Annotated in this window: 13 protein-coding genes and 1 pseudogene; 6 read left to right on the top strand and 8 right to left on the bottom strand. The window is 71.2% G+C overall.

Going from position 1 to position 17,021, the window contains the following annotated elements:
- Positions 1 to 19: 19 nt before the first annotated feature.
- A complete protein-coding gene (locus tag ACIBHX_RS33290; RefSeq protein WP_397071341.1) occupies positions 20 to 1,105 on the top strand; it encodes a glutamate--cysteine ligase in 1,086 nt (361 codons plus the stop codon).
- Here ACIBHX_RS33290 and ACIBHX_RS33285 read toward each other — a convergent pair.
- From ACIBHX_RS33285 to ACIBHX_RS33265, 5 genes are all read right to left on the bottom strand, one after another.
- The gene (locus ACIBHX_RS33285) at positions 1,102 to 1,845 is read right to left on the bottom strand and encodes a sulfite exporter TauE/SafE family protein (RefSeq protein WP_397071340.1); all 744 of its coding nucleotides are present in this window, start codon (positions 1,843 to 1,845) and stop codon (positions 1,102 to 1,104) included. The two genes, ACIBHX_RS33290 and ACIBHX_RS33285, sit on opposite strands and share 4 nt — an antisense overlap.
- Positions 1,842 to 3,617 (bottom strand): gamma-glutamyltransferase family protein, encoded by a 1,776-nt coding sequence (locus ACIBHX_RS33280; RefSeq protein WP_397071338.1) that lies wholly within the window; start codon positions 3,615 to 3,617, stop codon positions 1,842 to 1,844. The genes ACIBHX_RS33285 and ACIBHX_RS33280 overlap by 4 nt, the downstream gene beginning before the upstream one ends.
- Before the next feature lie 181 nt (positions 3,618 to 3,798).
- Positions 3,799 to 4,464: a GntR family transcriptional regulator gene (locus tag ACIBHX_RS33275; protein ID WP_397071337.1), complete on the bottom strand. Its 666-nt coding sequence runs from the start codon at positions 4,462 to 4,464 to the stop codon at positions 3,799 to 3,801.
- 6 nt (positions 4,465 to 4,470) lie between these two features.
- A complete protein-coding gene (locus ACIBHX_RS33270; protein WP_397071336.1) occupies positions 4,471 to 4,734 on the bottom strand; it encodes a hypothetical protein in 264 nt (87 codons plus the stop codon).
- 215 nt (positions 4,735 to 4,949) lie between these two features.
- Complete coding sequence (locus ACIBHX_RS33265; protein WP_397071335.1) at positions 4,950 to 9,425, bottom strand: ATP-dependent helicase; 4,476 nt, start codon at positions 9,423 to 9,425, stop codon at positions 4,950 to 4,952.
- 158 nt (positions 9,426 to 9,583) lie between these two features.
- Here ACIBHX_RS33265 and ACIBHX_RS33260 point away from each other — a divergent pair, with 158 nt between their 5' ends.
- Positions 9,584 to 10,072: a VOC family protein gene (locus ACIBHX_RS33260; protein ID WP_397071334.1), complete on the top strand. Its 489-nt coding sequence runs from the start codon at positions 9,584 to 9,586 to the stop codon at positions 10,070 to 10,072.
- Here ACIBHX_RS33260 and ACIBHX_RS33255 read toward each other — a convergent pair whose 3' ends face one another.
- The gene (locus tag ACIBHX_RS33255) at positions 10,073 to 10,267 is read right to left on the bottom strand and encodes a hypothetical protein (protein WP_397071333.1); all 195 of its coding nucleotides are present in this window, start codon (positions 10,265 to 10,267) and stop codon (positions 10,073 to 10,075) included.
- Positions 10,268 to 10,298: 31 nt separating this feature from the next.
- Between ACIBHX_RS33255 and ACIBHX_RS33250 the strand changes: the two genes are divergently transcribed.
- Positions 10,299 to 10,493: a DUF3046 domain-containing protein gene (locus ACIBHX_RS33250; RefSeq protein ID WP_397071332.1), complete on the top strand. Its 195-nt coding sequence runs from the start codon at positions 10,299 to 10,301 to the stop codon at positions 10,491 to 10,493.
- Here ACIBHX_RS33250 and ACIBHX_RS33245 read toward each other — a convergent pair.
- Positions 10,476 to 10,745 carry a hypothetical protein gene (locus ACIBHX_RS33245; RefSeq protein WP_397071331.1) on the bottom strand — a complete coding sequence of 90 codons (270 nt, stop codon included), beginning with the start codon at positions 10,743 to 10,745 and terminating at the stop codon, positions 10,476 to 10,478. The genes ACIBHX_RS33250 and ACIBHX_RS33245 overlap by 18 nt on opposite strands.
- A gap of 390 nt (positions 10,746 to 11,135) precedes the next feature.
- Between ACIBHX_RS33245 and recA the strand changes: the two genes are divergently transcribed.
- A complete protein-coding gene (gene recA, locus ACIBHX_RS33240; RefSeq protein WP_397071330.1) occupies positions 11,136 to 12,248 on the top strand; it encodes a recombinase RecA in 1,113 nt (370 codons plus the stop codon).
- Between the two features lie 5 nt (positions 12,249 to 12,253).
- Positions 12,254 to 14,095 (top strand): recombination regulator RecX, encoded by a 1,842-nt coding sequence (gene recX / locus ACIBHX_RS33235; RefSeq protein WP_397071329.1) that lies wholly within the window; start codon positions 12,254 to 12,256, stop codon positions 14,093 to 14,095.
- Positions 14,096 to 14,139: 44 nt separating this feature from the next.
- Here recX and ACIBHX_RS33230 read toward each other — a convergent pair.
- A pseudogene (locus tag ACIBHX_RS33230) lies at positions 14,140 to 14,283 on the bottom strand (IS5/IS1182 family transposase); the annotation flags it as partial.
- Between the two features lie 553 nt (positions 14,284 to 14,836).
- Here ACIBHX_RS33230 and rny point away from each other — a divergent pair.
- A complete protein-coding gene (rny, locus tag ACIBHX_RS33225) occupies positions 14,837 to 16,453 on the top strand; it encodes a ribonuclease Y (protein ID WP_397071328.1) in 1,617 nt (538 codons plus the stop codon).
- Positions 16,454 to 17,021: the final 568 nt, after the last annotated feature.

Raw genomic sequence — 17,021 nt, 5'->3', positions numbered from 1 at the left:
CCCCCTGCGAGGTGTGCTCATGGCTCCGCTGATCGGGATCGAAGAGGAGTACCTCGTCGTAGATCCCCGCACCCGGTACGTGACTCCCCGAGCGGCCGAGGTCCTGGCCGCGGCCACCGACGTCCTGGACGTGGCCCACGAGATCACCCGCTTCCAGGTCGAGGCGCGTACGCCGCCCTCCGCCGACCTCGGCGAGCTGGGCGTACGGCTGCGCGCCGCGCGCAAGGAGGTGGCCGCGGCGGCCCGCTCGTGCGGTCTGGCCGTGGTGGCCAGCGGCATCCCGGTACTGGGCAACGTGGTGCCCGCGCCGCTCAGCGACGACGCGCGCTACGAGCAGGGCCGGGTGCTCTACCGCGCGTTGCAGGACGAGATCAGCATCTGCGCCCTGCACGTGCACGTGGACGTGCCCGACGAGGAGACGGCGGTCTACGTCGGCAACCACCTGCGCCCCTGGTTGCCGACCCTGATCGCGCTGGCCGCCAACTCGCCGTTCTTCGTCGGCCGCGACACCGGCTACGCCTCCTGGCGGGTGATCAGCTGGGGGCGGTGGCCGGTCTCGGGGGCCCCGCCGTACTTCCCGAGCTTCGCCGACTACGAGCTGGCCCTGCGCGCGCTGGCGGAGTCGGGGGCGCTGATGGATCCCAAGACGGTCTTCTGGGACGCCCGGCCCTCGCCCAAGCTGCCCACGGTCGAGGTGCGGGTGGCGGACGTGCCGCTGGACGTCAGCGACAGCCTCACGATCATCGGGCTGATCCGCGCCCTGGTGGTGACGGCCCTGGCGGACGTGGCCCGCGGCGACCGCGGCCTGCCGGTGCCGTCGGAGGTGCTGCGCGCCGCCTACTGGCGCGCGGCCCGCGACGGCTTGCACGGCGACAGCCTCGACGTCCGCGCCGGCACGCTCGTCCCCGCCCCTTTCCTGGCCCGCCGCCTGCTCGACCACGTACGGCAGGCCGTGGACGAGGCGGGCGACCTCGACTTCGTCGTGGAAGGCCTGGACCGGCTGCTGGCCCGCGGCTCGGGAGCCACCCGCCAACGCCGCGTCCACGCCCGCGACCAGAACCTGCACCACGTGGTCGACGACCTCATCGAGGCCACGGTCGCCTAGCGCAGGGCCAGAACCGCGGCCACGCCCAGGCCGAAGACCACGACCACCCCGCGCAGCACGCTCGGCGACATCATCCTGGCCAGGCGCGTGCCCAGGAGGCCGCCCACCAGGCTGGCCGGGGCGATCACCGCCACCGCCTCCCAGCGCACCGGACCGAACAGCGAGAACGCCACCACCGACACCGTGCTGATGACCAGCGACAGCGCCGCCCTGATGGCGTTGACCCTGTGCAGGTTGTCGTGCAGGAACAGCCCGAGGACGGCCAGCAACAGCACACCCATGCCGCCGTTGAAGTAGGCGCCGTAGCAGCCGCCCAGGAACACGCCCAGGTAGATGAGCCTGCTCGGCTCGCCCTCCGGCTCTCCGCCGAAGCGCTTGCGCAGCCACGGCTGCGCGAGCAGCGCCAGGCTGGCGAAGGCCACCAGCCAGGGCACCAGCGAGTCGAACAGCCGACCCGGCGTCAGCAACAGCAACGCGCTGCCCGCCACCGCGCCGATCGCCGTGGTCAGCGACAGCACGGTCGCCCTGCGCCGCTGGCCGCGCAGCTCGGCACGGTAGCCGATCATGCCGCCCAGGTAGCCGGGCCACAGCGACACCGCGTTCGTCACCGAGGCGGGGATGCTGGGATAGCCGAGCGCGAGCAGCGCGGGGAAGGACACCAGCGTCCCGCCGCCGGCGATCGCGTTGATCGCCCCGGCCAGCAGGCCCGCCCCCGCCAGGAAGAGGAGATCCCTGATCATCGTCCGACCGCGTAACCCTGGGCGCCACGCGGGTTGGCCGCCGCCTTGAGGAAGCCGCCGTCCCTGGCCACCGCGCTGAGCCGGCCGATCGACCAGGGGCCGTCCACCTCGACCACGTGCCCGCGCCGCCGCAGCTCGGCCACGACCGCCGGGTCCAGCCGCTGCTCGACGTGCATGACGCCGGGCAGCGCCGCGCGCGGGTAGAACGAGCTGGGGAAGTGCTCGCTGTGGAACATCGGGGCGTCGATCGCCTCCTGCAGGTTGAGCCCGCCGTGTACCACCGACAGGAAGAAGTTCACGCTCCACTGGTCCTGCTGGTCGCCGCCGGGCGTGCCGAACGCCAGGTACGGCCGGCCGTCGCGCAGCGCGAACGAGGGCGACAGCGTGGTACGCGGGCGTGCCCCGGGACGCAGGGAGGCGGGCAGCCCCTCCTGCAGCCAGAACATCTGTGCCCGGGTGCCGAGGCAGAAGCCCAGCTCGGGGATGATCGGGGAGCTCTGCAGCCAGCCGCCGCTCGGCGTGGCGGAGACCATGTTGCCGTGCCGGTCCACGACGTCGACGTGGCAGGTGTCGCCCCGGGTGTACCCGTCGCGCCCGACGGTCGGCTCGCCGATGCCGGCGGGCCGCTCCTGCACCGCTATATCCGGAAATTTCGGCATACAGGGGGTGCGTCCGCCGGGGGCGCCCGGGCGGAGCTCCATGCTCGCGGCGCCGCCGATCAGCGCCCGCCGCGCCACGGCGTACTCGGGGCTGAGCAGGTCGGCCATGGGCACGTCGGCATCGCCGTACCAGGCCTCGCGGTCGGCGAAGGCCAGCTTGGCGCTCTCGATGACCGTGTGGACGTAGTCGGCGGAAAGGAATCCCATCGCGTCCAGGTCGAGGCCGTCGAGCAGCGCCAGTTGCTGCAGGAACACGGGACCCTGACCCCACGGGCCGGTCTTGCACACCGTGTGGCCCTTGTAGTCGAACGTGACGGGATCCTCGACCGAGGCGGCCCATCCGGCCAGGTCGTCGCCGGTGAGCACGCCACCGCGCACCTCACCCGAGCTGTCGCGCCAGGCCGTCTTCGCGCTGAAATCGGCGATCGCCTCCGCCACGAACCCGCTGTACCAGGCGCGGCGGGCCGCCTCGATCCCCGCCTCCCTGGTGCCGCCCCGCGACTCCTCGACGAGCCGCCGATAGGTGGCGGCCAGCACCGGGTTGGCCAGCCTGGACCCCGGCGCGGGCACGCGCCCTCCGGGCAGCCAGGTGGCCGCCGAGGTCGGCCAGTCCTCACGGAACAGCTGCTCGACCTTGCCGATCGTGGCAGAGATCCGCTCAAGCACCGGGATGCCGTGCTCGGCGTAGTGGATGGCCGGCTCGAGCACGTCCGCCAGCGACCAGGTGCCCCAGCGCTCCAGCATCAGCAGCCAGCCGCCGAACGCCCCCGGCACCGTGGCCGCCAGCAACCCCGTGCCCGGCACGATGTCCAGGCCGAGCCCGGTGTAGTGGTCGATCGTGGCGCCGGCGGGGGCCACGCCCTGCCCGCACACGACGGACACGCGCTGTTCGGCCTCGTCCCACAGCAGGATCGGCACCTCACCGCCGGGGCCGTTCAGGTGCGGCTCGGCCACCTGCAGGACGAACCCGGCGGCCACGGCCGCGTCGAAGGCGTTCCCGCCTCGCTCGAGCACGCCCATACCGGTGGCGGAGGCCAGCCAGTGCGTGCTGGCCACCATGCCGAAGTCGCCGGTGAGCTCTGGCCTCGTGGTGAACAAGGTGGTTCCTTTCATCGGGTTCGCCCCGACGCGCCCTGGGTCCCGGTCGAGCGGGTCGCCAGAGCTGGGGGGAGGGCGGCGAACGTCGCGATCAGCCTGGGTCTCATGAGGTTGCCTCCGAGGGGGTCCAGCAGGTTTAGGAGACTGTATACAAGAGGTTGATTTCTGAAATACGCGGGGGTGTCGGGATCGTTGACTAGGCGGAGTCGTTCTTGACGGCGGCCAGGTACGAGCGGCGGGCGGCGGCGACGTGGGCGATCGCGCGGGCCTGCGCCTCGTCCTCGTCGCCCGCGGCGATGGCCTCGCACAGGCTCACGTGCTCGGTCCACGAGTGCGGGCCGCGGATGGCCGCGGTCTGGCTGAAGACCCACTGCGCCCGCTGCAGCATCGGCGTCATCATCAGATTGAGATAGGAGTTGCCCGCCACCTCGCCCACGGCCCGGTGGAAGGCGGTGTTCAGGTCCGCCACGGCATCCAGGCTGCCGCTCTCGACGGCCTGCTTGGCGTCTTCGAGGACCCGGCGCAACCTGGCCGCGGACGCCGGGGTCGCCTTGCGGGCGGCCAGCCGCGCGGCCAGCCCCTCGATCGCCATCCGGACGTCGAACAGCTCCTCGGCCTCGGCGCTCGACAGCCGCGCCACGGCCGCGCCGATCCGCGGGATGACCTCGACGAAGCCCTCCGCGGACAGGATCCGGATGGACTCGCGCACCGGGTTGCGGGACACGCCGAGCTGGGCGGCCAGCCGGTCCTCGACCAGCCGCTCGCCCTGCTTGAGCTCGCCCGACATGATGCGCCGACGCAGCTCCGCGGTCACCTCGTCGCGCAGGGTGCGGTGCGTCCCGCCAATCGTCATCTCAGTCATCAGCGGCTAATCGTATACAACGCGGTGGCGCATCGGGATCCACAGGGTGGTGCCGTACATGGCCAGGCCGAGCAGGATCATGCACACGATCGTCGGCCACTGCAGCCATTGCGGCAGGTAGAGCGCCAGGAACCAGGAGCGGGCCGACTCCCCGGTGAGCTTGAACACGGCGGGGATGACGCCCTGCGGCACCAGCGGGATCGCGCCGAACGCCCAGCACAGGCCGGTCACGACCTTCTCCCTCTTCACCACCCCCGCCTGCCCCAGCATCCACCCACCAGCCTCGCCGCCCCCGCCCGCCTTCGCGTGGCGGCCTACGGGCAGGGGGCAGGGACGGCTCGCGTGACGACGTGAGCGGCGCACTCCCGAGCGCCGGTGCGGTGAGAAGTGGTGCGGGTGGTGATCGGCGCAACGTGTGCGGCGAGGATGGCGCAGCGTTCGGCGGAAGGGCCGACGGTGGGGATCGGTGGTGGGGGAGGGCGGGGCTAGGCGCGGAGGCGGAGGCCTCGGGGGGTGGGGTGGAAGCCGGCGGCTTCGAGGGCCGCCGCGAGTGGGGAGTCGTTGATCGCGGTGCCGTCGGCGCGTTCGACGGTGAGTTTGCCGAGGGCCCCGTCGCGGACCGCGAGGGCGAGGGCGTCGACCGCCGGGCGGAGGCGGTCGTCGTCGGCGAAGGACAGCAGGGTCTTGCCGCCACGCTCCACGTACAGCACGAGGTGGCCGTCGACGATGACGACGAGCGATCCCGCCTTGCGCCCCGGCTTGTGGCCGACCTCCCCAGGATGCGTGGGCCACGGGAGCGCCGCCCCGTAGGGGTTGGCCGGGTCGGCGGCCGCGAGCACGACCGCCCGCCGCTCGCCTGCGAGGGCGCCAACGGGCCGGGCTCCGTCGCTGGGATTGACGGTCGGGTCGGAAGCCGGGGTGGTCGCGGCGAGCGCGCGCATGCGGTCGACGGCCCCCGGAAGGGCGAACTGGGCGCCGCCCAGACCCTCGACGAAGTAGCCGCGACGGCAGCGGCCGCTCTCCTCGTAGGCCCGCAGGACCTGGTAGATCGGCGTGAAACCGCCGGGCAGCCGCTCGGAGGTGACGGCGCCGCGGGTCACCACGCCGTGCCGTTCGAGCAGGACGTCCGCCTGGGCCTGCGCCCGCAGCGTGGCGTCCTCGGCGGGCAGCGGCAACAGCCACCATCGCCCCCCGACCGTGGGCGGCCCGCTCCTGCTCGGCAGTACGGCACGCCGCCGCCGCGAGGTAGACGGCCGATGGGCGGGCCGTCCGGACCCGAGCGTGGCACGCAGCGGCGCCAGCGTGTCGCCGGAGACGCGCCCGGCCCACACCAGGTCCCACAGCGCCGAGGCGAGCGCCTGGTCGTCGAGCGAGCCGAGCCGGTCCGACAGCCCGCGGAAGAACATCGCACCCCCGCCGCCCAGCAGGTCCAGGATCTGCGAGTGCAGGGGAGTGAGCGTGATGTCGGCGGGCGCGGGCAGCAGCAGCGGCGCCGTGTCGGCGAAATACAGCGACACCCAGCCGTCGCCCCCGGGCAGCGAACCCTGGCCCGCCCACAGCACCTCGCCGGACGAGGTCAGCTCGTCGAGCAGCGCGGGCGAGTAGCCCGGCACCCGTGACGGCAGCACCAGCGTCTCCAGCGCCGAGGCGGGCACCGCCGCCCCCTGCAGCTGCTCGATCGCCCCGACCAGAGAGTCCATGGCGACCGGAGCGCGCGAGCCGGTGATCCCATGCCAGACCGGCAGGAACCGGGCCAGCGCCTCGGGCGCGACCGGCTCGACCTCCTTGCGGAGCCTGGCCAGCGACCGCCGCCGCAGCATCCGCAGCACCCCGGCGTCGCACCACTCCTCGCCCCGCCCGCCGGGCCTGAACTCGCCGTTGACCACCCGCCCGGTGGCGGCCAAGCGCCGCAGCGTGTCGGTGACCACGGCCACGCCGAGCCCGAACCTGGCGGCAGCCGTACCGGCGTGGAAGGGGCCGCGCGTGCGGGCATGGCGCGCGACCAGGTCGGCGAGCGGATCGGCGACGGGCTCGAGGAACGCGTGCGGCACCCCGACGGGCAGCGGCGCGCCCAGCGCGTCGCGCAGCCGCGCGGCGTCCTCGATGGCCGCCCACCGCTCCTCGCCCGCGATGCGGACCCGCAGCGCCCGCCGCGCGTTCTCCAGGTCGGTGAGCCAGGCGGGGTCGCCGCCCCGCACGCTGACGTCGTCGGCCACCAGCGGCCCGTGGGTGCGCAGCAGGTCGGCCAGGTCTTCGGCGTCGCGCAGCGGCCGGTCGAGCCGCGCCAGCTCGCGTTCGGCCTCCACGATCACGTCGGGGTCGAGCAGCTCGCGCAGGTCGGCCTGGCCGAGCAGCTCGGCCAGCAGCGAGGTGTCCAGCGCCAGCGCCTGGGCCCGCCGCTCGGCCAGCGGCGCGTCGCCCTCGTACATGAACGCGCCCACGTAGTGGAACAGCAGCGAGGCGGCGAACGGCGAGGCCTGCGAGGTCTCCACCTCCACCACGCGCACCTTGCGCGCGGCGATGTCGCGCATCAGCTGCACGAGCCCGGGCACGTCGAAGACGTCCTGCAGGCACTCGCGCATCGTCTCGAGCACGATCGGGAACGAGGCGTACTGCGAGGCCACCCCCAGCAGGTGCGCGGCTCGCTGCCGCTGCTGCCACAGCGGGCTGCGCTTGCCGGGAGTACGGCGGGGCAGCAGCAGAGCCCGCCCGGCACACTCACGGAAGCGGGAGGCGAACATCGCGGACCCGCCCAGCTCCTCGGTGACGATCTGCTCGATCTCCTCGGCGTCGAAGGCGGCCACGTCGGAGGGCGGCTCGGCCAGCGTGTCGGGGATGCGCAGCACGATCCCGTCGTCGGAGTGCACGGCCTGCACGTCGATGCCGTACCGCTCGCGCAGGCGCCGGTTGATCGCCAGCGCCCACGGCGCGTGCACCCGCGCGCCGTACGGCGAGTGGATGACCACCCGCCAGTCGCCCAGCTCGTCGTGGAAGCGCTCGACCAGCAGCGTGCGGTCGTCGGGCACGTAGCCGGTGGCCTCGCGCTGCTCCTTCAGGTAGGCGAGCAGGTTTTCCGAGGCGAAGGCGTCCAGACCCGCCTCCCGCAGCCGCTTCTCCTCGGGCGAACGCAGGAACTGGCCGATCGCCCGCCCCAGCTCGGCCGGCCTGCCGGGCGCGTCGCCGTGCCAGAACGGCAGCTTGCCCGGCAGACCCGGCGCGGGGGAGACCAGCACCCGGTCGGGCGTGATGTCCTCTATCCGCCACGAGGTCGCGCCCAGCACGAACACGTCGCCGACGCGCGACTCGTAGACCATCTCCTCGTCCAGCTCGCCCACCCTGGACGCCTTCTCGCCGACGAGGAACACGCCGAACAGCCCGCGGTCGGGGATCGTGCCGCCGTTGGTCACCGCCAGCCGCTGCGCACCAGGACGGCCCTGGAGCGTGCCCTTCACCCTGTCCCACACGATGCGCGGGCGCAGCTCGGCGAACTCCTCGCTGGGATAGCGCCCGGCCAGCATGTCGAGCGTGGCCTCGAGCGCGCTCCTGGGCAGCGTGGTGTACGGCGCGGCCCGCTTGACCACGCTCTCCAGCTCGTCGACCGTCCACTCGTCCATCGCGGTCATCGCCACGATCTGCTGGGCCAGCACGTCGAGCGGGTTGCGCGGGTAGCGCAGCTCCTCGATCTGGCCGCTCTTCATCCGCTCGGCCACCACGGCCGTCTGCACCAGGTCGCCGCGGTACTTCGGGAAGATCACGCCCTTGGACACCGCGCCCACCTGGTGGCCCGCCCTGCCGATGCGCTGCAGCCCGCTGGCCACGCTCGGCGGTGCCTCCACGCACGCCACGAGGTCGACGGAGCCCATGTCGATGCCCAGCTCCAGGCTGGAAGTGGCGACCACGGCGGGCAGCCGGCCGGACTTGAGCGCCTCCTCGATCTGGGCGCGCTCCTCCTTCGACACCGAGCCGTGGTGGGCCCGCACGATCTCCGGCACCGCGCCCTTGCTCGAGCCCGCCTGCGCCATCATCTCGGCGGGCACGTCCCACGCCGACAGGTCGAGGCCAGACTCGCGCTCGTAGGCCAGCTCGTTCAGCCGTGAGCACAGCCGTTCGGCCAGGCGGCGGGAGTTGGCGAACACGATCGTCGAGCTGTGCGCGCCGATCAGGTCGAACAGGTGCTCCTCGACGTGCGGCCAGATCGACCTGCTGACCGGCTCCTCCTCATTGGGCCTGGTCTCCATCTCGGCCATGTCCTCGACGGGGACGACGACCTCGACCTCGATCCGCTTGTCCGACGGGGGCTGCACCACGGACGCCGGGCGCGCCCCGCCCAGGAAGGCGGCGACCTCGCTCACGGGCCGCACGGTCGCCGAGAGCCCGATCCGCTGCGCCGGCTTGTCCAGCAGCGCGTCCAGCCGCTCCAGGCTCAGCGCCAGGTGGGCGCCGCGCTTGGTGGCGGCCACCGCGTGCACCTCGTCCACGATCACGGTCTCGACGCCGCTCAGCGCCTCCCGTGCCTGGCTGGTGAGCAGCAGGAACAGCGACTCCGGGGTGGTGATGAGGATGTCGGACGGCTTGGCGGCGAACCGCCTGCGGTCCTCGGCGGGCGTGTCGCCCGAGCGGATGGACACCGAGATCTCGGGCACCGGCAGCCCGAGCCGCCGCGCGGTCTGCTTCATCCCGGCCAGCGGCGCCCGCAGGTTGCGCTCCACGTCGACGGCCAGCGCCTTCAGCGGCGACACGTAGAGCACCTTCGTGCCCTTCCTGTCAGCCTCCAGCGAAAGCCGGTCCAGCGACCAGAGGAAGGCTGCCAGAGTCTTGCCGGACCCGGTGGGCGCGACGACCAGAGTGTTGTCACCCCGCGCGATCGAGTCCCACGCCCCCTCCTGGGCCGACGTGGGCGCGGCGAAGGCGCCCTCGAACCATTGCCTGGTCAGCGGGCTGAAGTGGTCCAGCGATGTCACGCGGGCTCCGCCCGCGCGACATCGCCGAAGTGCTGTGTTTGATTGGTTCGCTCGACAAGCTCGCTCACGTTCACATAGTGCCTCGCCGTACCGACAGAAAACGAAAGCGTCCCCACGGCGAGTGGTTGAGGGGGCCCTCGAGGGGACATAGAGCGACCGTGACCATTGATTACGCAGCCATAGAGGCCAAGCGCGAGGAGATCAGGGCGCGCCACCTCTTAGTGCGCCGGCCTCCGAGCAGTGCGCGGGGACTGCACCACTTCGCGCTGCTTTCTTCGGACGTGGAGCGAACGATCCGGTTCTACCAGGATCTGCTGGAGTTCCCGCTCACGGAGATCATCGAGAACCGCGACTTCAAGGGTTCGAACCACTTCTTCTTCGACGTGGGCAACGGAAACCTCCTTGCCTTCTTCGACTTCCCCGGACTCGACTTGGGGCCCTACCAGGAGGTCCTCGGCGGGCTGCACCACATCGCGATCTCCGTCGACCCCGTCACCTGGGAGCGGCTGCGGGGCAAGCTGGAGATGGCCGGCGTGCCGCACCAGATCGAGAGCGGCGCCTCCATCTACTTCAGGGACCCCGACGGCGCCAGATTGGAGCTGCTCGCCGACCATCTGGGTGAGATGTACGGCTCGCGCGTGATGTGACTAACGCCGCGACGCCCTGCGCGTGCGCGGCGTGCCCGCGCGCGGATCCTGCCTGATGCCCGCGTGCCGTTCGGAGCGGTCGGCTCTCTCCTTCTGTACGGCCAGCCGCTGGAGAGACTGCAGGCGGCGGCGCCTGGCGCGATTGGCCTTGATCTTGGCGGTCTTCGGGGGTGAAGCCTTGGGGGTCTTTGGCATGGCACTGTCCTACCCACCCCATACTTGGAAGATGCGCCTCACCGAGTTCTGGAGACGGATGCGCGCCCACTTCGGCGACAGCTACGCCGAGTCGTGGGCCGCGGACTACGTCGTGGCCCCGCTGGGCGGGCGCACCGTGCAGCAGGCGCTGGCCGAGGGCGAGAGCGCCAAGACCGTGTGGCGCGCTGTCTGCCAGGTCGAGAACGTCTCATCCCGGCTGCGCTAGCGCCTCCTTCAGCGTGAGCACCGTGCGCTCCAGGTCGTCGGCGGCGCCCTGACCGCCCGCCGACCACAGGTAGAGCCAGCCGTCGTGCGTCGGCGTGGCGAAGATGATCGTCTGTCTGCCCGTGCGCGGGTGCCAGACCCACAGCACCGGATCGTCGTTACCGACCAGCCGGCTCACCAGCCCGTGATCGGGCAGGAGTCCGGCCAGGGCCTCGAGATGGATGCGCCGTTCACTCGTGTACGAGCTCGCCACACCTCAGGGTTTCCCCACCTGCTGGCCTGCGACAACACGCCTGTCGTATTGCCCACGTATGTGAGGGCCCCAAATCGGCGCATGACTCTAATGTCACCGCGCGTCTTGTACGGCGAGCCACCGCGACCGCGGCACACGCCCGGCGAAGCGCCGTAACGGCGGGCGAGCGTCATCGACTCGCCGGTGGCGCTCGGTCGCAGGTCCCCAGCTCACGACGGCGGGCGGCGGTGGCGGCGGCCTGCCGTACAGCAGGCGGTGTAACGGCGTGTTAGAGATGTGATCGAACAGTCGTTCGGCTACGATGAAACTTGGCTTCTCCGGAAAATGTCGGTGGGAGCCCGTAGCTTTCACTCGACTGGACCGACCACGACACCCTCCAGGGGAGTTCCCATGGCTATCAACGACCGCGAGAAGGCCCTTGAGACTGCCCTCGCTCAGATCGAGCGGCAGTTCGGCAAGGGCTCCGTCATGCGCCTCGGCGATGACGCCCGAGCTCCCATCGAGGTGATCCCCACCGGGTCGATCGCCCTGGACGTGGCGCTCGGCATCGGCGGCCTGCCGCGCGGCAGGATCGTCGAGGTCTACGGCCCCGAGTCGTCGGGTAAGACCACGGTCGCCCTGCACGCCGTGGCCAACGCCCAGCGCGCCGGCGGCATCGCGGCCTTCATCGACGCTGAACACGCCCTCGACCCCGAATACGCCAAGAAGCTCGGCGTCGACACCGACGCCCTCCTGGTCTCCCAGCCCGACACCGGTGAGCAGGCGCTGGAGATCGCCGACATGCTGATCAGGTCGGGCGCGGTCGACATCATCGTCATCGACTCGGTGGCCGCTCTGGTGCCCAAGGCCGAGATCGAGGGCGAGATGGGCGACAGCCACGTCGGCCTCCAGGCCCGCCTGATGTCCCAGGCCCTGCGCAAGGTGGCGGGTGCTCTGAACAACACCAACACCACCGCCATCTTCATCAACCAGCTGCGCGAGAAGATCGGCGTCATGTTCGGCTCGCCGGAGACCACGACCGGTGGTAAGGCGCTGAAGTTCTACGCCTCGGTCCGCCTCGACATCCGCCGCATCGAGACGCTGAAGGACGGCACGGAGGCGGTCGGCAACCGCACCCGCGTCAAGGTCGTCAAGAACAAGATGGCCCCGCCCTTCCGCGTGGCCGACTTCGACATCCTGTACGGCGTGGGCGTCTCGCGTGAGGGTGGCCTCATCGACATGGGTGTGGAGCATGGGTTCGTCCGCAAGTCCGGCGCCTGGTACACCTACGAGGGCGACCAGCTCGGCCAGGGCAAGGAGAACGCGCGCAACTTCCTGAAGAACCACCCCGACATGGCCAACGAGATCGAGAAGAAGATCAAGGACAAGCTCGGCGTCGGCCCCCGCCTCGACGCGCCCGCCGAGGCTCCTGCGCCCGCCGAGGCTCCCGCGCCCGCCGCCGCCCCGGCCGCCACAGGCCGAGCCGCCAAGGCCGCCGCCACGCCCAAGCCTGGCGACGTCTGATCCCCATGCGCGACGCGGACCCACCCCCCGACCGGGGCGCCTGGCCAGCCTCCCTTCCACCCCGCCCCCACCGCGGGTCCGGGACGCCCCAGGACACCACGGGTCCACAACCCGCCAACCCGACCCCGCCCCCCACGGACCCGCCGGACTCACGTACCGCGGCTCCGCGGGATGCGGGCGCGCCCGGCTCCGTGGGTCTGGGGGACGGGGGTGCGCCGGGTCGGTGGTCTGGTGGCTCGGGTTCCGCGGGTCCGTGGGATATGGGTGCGCCGGGTCGATGGTCTGGCGGTTCAGGTTCCAAGGGGTCGTGGAATGAGGACGCGCCGGGCTCCATGGGTTCTTGGCGTGGTGACGCGACGAGTCACGGTGCCGAGGGTGGCGACGGCTCCGGTTCACGCGACTGGGGTCATACGGCCGAGGAAGCCGGCTCTGGCACCTGGGGACGTGGCGTCGAGGAATCGGGTTCTGGCACTTGGATTAGTGGGGCCGTGGATTCGGGTTCTGGCGCCTGGGGGAGCGGAGCCCCAGGGGCGGGTTCCGCGGGCTCGGGTTCAGGGCGTGAGGCGTGGGGGCCGGGTTATGCCATTCCCGCGGATGACTCGTCCGGAGCGGATACCCACGACGACCCCTGGAACGGCCTGTTCGCAACAGGTACATCCGGGCCTGCCACGCCCACGTTCGGCGTTCGCGAGATAGGCGAGGCGACCAAGAACGCGCCCGACGATCCAGCGCCAGCCGCCTGGTGGCAGCCCCCGATGGCCGACCCCGACGAGCCCTCCCGCCGCCCCTCTCGCCGCCGCCGCAAGCCCCGCTCCGACTCGCCCAACCACACCAACAGCCCGGACCCCGCCAACGCGGATCTCGCGACCTTGGATTCCGCGACCTCTGATCCCGGAACCTCTGATCCCGGAACCTCTGATCCCGGAACCTCTGATCCCGGAACCTCGGATCCCGCGACCTCGGATCCCGGTGGCTGGACACATGCCACTACGGACTCCGCCGACCGAGAGTCCATCGGCTGGGCCAACCCCGCAACCGCGATCCTGCAGAACGAACAGAACGACGCCCCCTCTCCCGCCGGCCGACGGAGCAGAGAAGACGGTGCCGCTTCGGGGGCTGGCCGGTGGGGCGGAGGAGATGGTGCCGCTTCGGGGGCTAGCGGGTGGGGCGGACGTGACGATGCCTCGGGGGCTGGCGGTGCCGCTGCGTCGGGGCGTGGGTCGGAGTCTGGTGGCGTTACGGGGGCTGGCGGACGATCCCGTGGTGGACGGCGTCGTGGGCGTCGGTCTGGTGGGCGTGGGGGGTGGCTGCCTGAAGGGCCTGATGAGGGTTCGGTGGCCGCGTCCGGGGCGCCGGCGGATCCGGAGTCGGTGGCGCGGGCGGTGGTGCTGCGGTTGCTGACCATGGCGCCGAAGACGAGGGCACAGCTGGCCGAGGCGCTGCGCAAGCGGGACATCCCCGATGAGGCCGCCGAGACGGTGCTCGACCGGTTCTCCGAGCTGGGGCTGATCAACGACGAAGCGTTCGCCGAGGCGTGGGTCGACTCGCGCCACCACGGCCGCGGCCTGGCCAAGCGCGCCCTGGCCGCCGAGCTCCGCCACCGCGGCGTCGACTCGGAAACCGTCAACGAAGCCGTCGAACGCCTGGACCCTGACCAGGAGCTCGAAACCGCCCGCCGCCTGGTCGACCGCAAGCTCTCCGCCACCCGAGGCCTCGACCCCCAGGCCCGCACCCGCCGCCTGGCCGGCATGCTGGCCCGCAAGGGCTACCCACCCGGCCTCTCCTACCGCGTAGTCCGCGAAGCCCTCGAACAAGAAGGCATCGAAATCGAAGAAGACCCCTTCTAGCCCCCACTCAGCCGAACCACGGCGTAGGGCGTGTCCTCAAATGATCATCGCCAGAGCAGTAGTGATGCGATGGTGACGGTGTAGGAGGTTGCGGTCTGGTCGTAGCCGGTGGCCAGGCCGCGGAGCTGCTTGAGTCGGTTGAAGCAGCGTTCGACCACGTTGCGCCGCTTGTAGAGGGCGCGTTGTAGAGGGCGCGGTCAAAGCCGAGTGGCCGACCGCCGTTGCGGCCGCGTTGCTTGCGCAGTCCTCACCCACCGGAACCGCGGCGTAGTCCTCACCCACCGGAACCGCGGCGTAGTCTCCGCCCACCGCAACCGCGGCGTACGGGGCGCATGAGGGGGATCGTCGAGTATGTCGACGAAGTGGATGTTCTCCTTGCCGGGGATGCCGAAGGGGGCGATCTTGGGGCGCCGGGGGAGTGGTGCGATTCGGGCGATATCTGCCCGAATCGCGAAGGGGCAGCTAGTAAGACACGCTTGATGACGCGTTTGCTTGCTCGTGACTTGTTCGACGCATAACCTCGACGGCAGTGAGGAGTTACTCCGCGCAGCGCGGATTGCCATACCGGTGAACGACGGACGTACGAGCTCGATTGACCGAGGCGGGCGAGGTGTCGGCTACAGCAGTCGACGCCCGGTCGGCCTTGGGCAGAAATCGGTCCAGCCGCATTCCGTGCCGCGCATGTGACCCCTCCCGTTTCGAGGCCGCGAGTCGTGACGATACGAGGAGGGCGGGGCGCACATGGGGCCGCTAGTCGTGGTGCTGTCGGTGGCTGTGCTCCTGCTCGCGATCGGGATGATCGCCACGCTTGTCCTCGTCGTACGCCGCACCTCCGGTAACGCTCCACGCGCGGCCAAGCCCACGCCCGAACAGGTAGCCGCCGTCCACCATGAGCTGGAGCAGGCCCGCCAGGAGGCGGGGCAGATCCGAGACAAGGCCGAGTCCGACGCCGAGGAGATCCTGCGCAGGTCGGAGGGCCTCGCCGAAAGCGCCGCGCAGATGCGCCGCGAGGTGGAGGAAGAGAGCCGGATACTGAAGTCCGAGCTCAAGGAGCTCCGCGCCGACCTCGAACGCCGCGAGGGCCGCCTGGCCGAACGCGAGCAGCGCCTGGACGAGGAGGCCCGTAGGCAGACCGAGCGCGACCGCAAGCTGGCCGAGACCGAGGTCGAGCTGGCCGACCGTCGAGTGGAGCTGCTGCAGGTCGAGGGGGAGCGCCGCCGCATCCTGGAACGCGTCGCCGGGCTCACCGGCGATCAGGCCAAGACCGAGCTGGTCAAGGAGATCGAGAACCAGGCCAAGCGCGAGGCCGCGCTGATCGTCAGGGAGATCGAGGGGGACGCGCGCAAGGAGGGCGAGAAGCGCGCCACGAAGATCGTGACGCTCGCCGTACAGCGAGTCGCGGCGGAGCAGACGGCGGAGTCGGTCGTCAGCGTGCTGCATCTGCCCGGCGATGAGATGAAGGGCCGCATCATCGGCCGCGAGGGGCGAAATATCCGGGCGTTCGAGTCGACGACCGGTGTGAACCTCATCATCGACGACACCCCGGAAGCGGTGCTGCTGTCGTGTTTCGACCCGGTACGCCGGGAGACGGCGCGGCTGACGCTGGAGAAGCTCGTCCTCGACGGGCGCATCCACCCGCAGCGCATCGAGGAGGCCCACGACCGCAGCCGCGCCGAAGTCGCCGACCTGTGCGCCCGCGCGGGCGAGGATGCGCTGGTCGAGCTGGGCATCACGGACATGCACCCCGAACTCACGCTGTTGCTGGGCCAGCTGCGCTATCGCACCTCGTACGGGCAGAACGTCCTCAAGCACCTCATCGAGTCGGCGCACATCGCCGGGATCATGGCCGCCGAGCTCAAGATGAGCCAGCAGCTCATGAAGCGCTGCGCGCTGTTGCACGACATCGGCAAGGCGCTCACGCACGAGGTCGAGGGCAGCCACGCGCTGATCGGGGCGGAGATCGCCCGGCGCTACGGCGAGGAGGAGGACGTGGTGCACGCCATCGAGGCGCACCACAACGAGGTCGAGGTCCGTACCGTCGAAGCCGTCCTCACCCAGGCCGCCGACGCGATCAGCGGCAGCCGTCCGGGGGCGCGGCGGGAGTCGCTCGAGGCGTACGTGAAGCGGCTGGAGCGGCTGGAGGAGATCGCGCAGTCTTACGACGGCGTCGAGAAGGTCTTCGCCATGCAGGCCGGGCGGGAGATCCGGGTCATGGTCAAGCCGGACGCGGTCGACGACATCCAGGCGCAGGTGATCGCGCGCGACGTGGCCAAGCAGGTCGAGGAGGAGCTCACCTACCCGGGCCAGATCCGGATCACGGTCGTCCGCGAGTCCCGCGCGACCGAGTTCGCCCGCTAGAAGCTCTTACGCCCGCCTCCCTGGGATTCAGCTCTTTGTGCGGCCGCTGCGAGCTTTGGATCGTGTGCGGCCTGTTTGGGGTTTGGCTCTTGTACGTCCTCTTTGGGGTTCGGCTCGTGTGCGGCCTCTTTGGGGCTTGGCTCCTGTACGGCGGGCCGCCGCGACCGCCGGCCGCCGTTGCGGGTTGAGGGCCTGTGGGCGGCGCTGCCGGCGAGTCGGTGACGGTTGCTCGCCGTTACGGCGCTTCGTTGGGCGTTTGCCACGGTCGTGGCTGCTCGCCGTACAGGGCGCCGACTCTTGCCGCACACCATCCCGCCGACCCGGCGCCTGGAGGGATCCACCTGGGGGCAGAGATACCGAACCCGGGGAGGGACCGCCCAGCGGACCGGCGCGGGGACCTTGGAGCCGCCCAAGTGAGAGGCATGATGCCCCTTGGATCAAGCGGACAGGTGAGAGGCACCCCTTGGGTCAGGCGGACAGGTGAGAGGCACCCCTTGGGTCAGGCGGACAGGTGAGAGGCACCCCTTGGGTCAGGCGGACAGGTGAGAGGCACCCCTTGGGTCAGGCG

Origin of the sequence: Nonomuraea sp. NPDC050536 (assembly GCF_044457685.1) — a bacterium.
Taxonomy (GTDB): domain Bacteria; phylum Actinomycetota; class Actinomycetes; order Streptosporangiales; family Streptosporangiaceae; genus Nonomuraea.
This window is presented reverse-complemented; position numbering and strand designations above follow the sequence as displayed.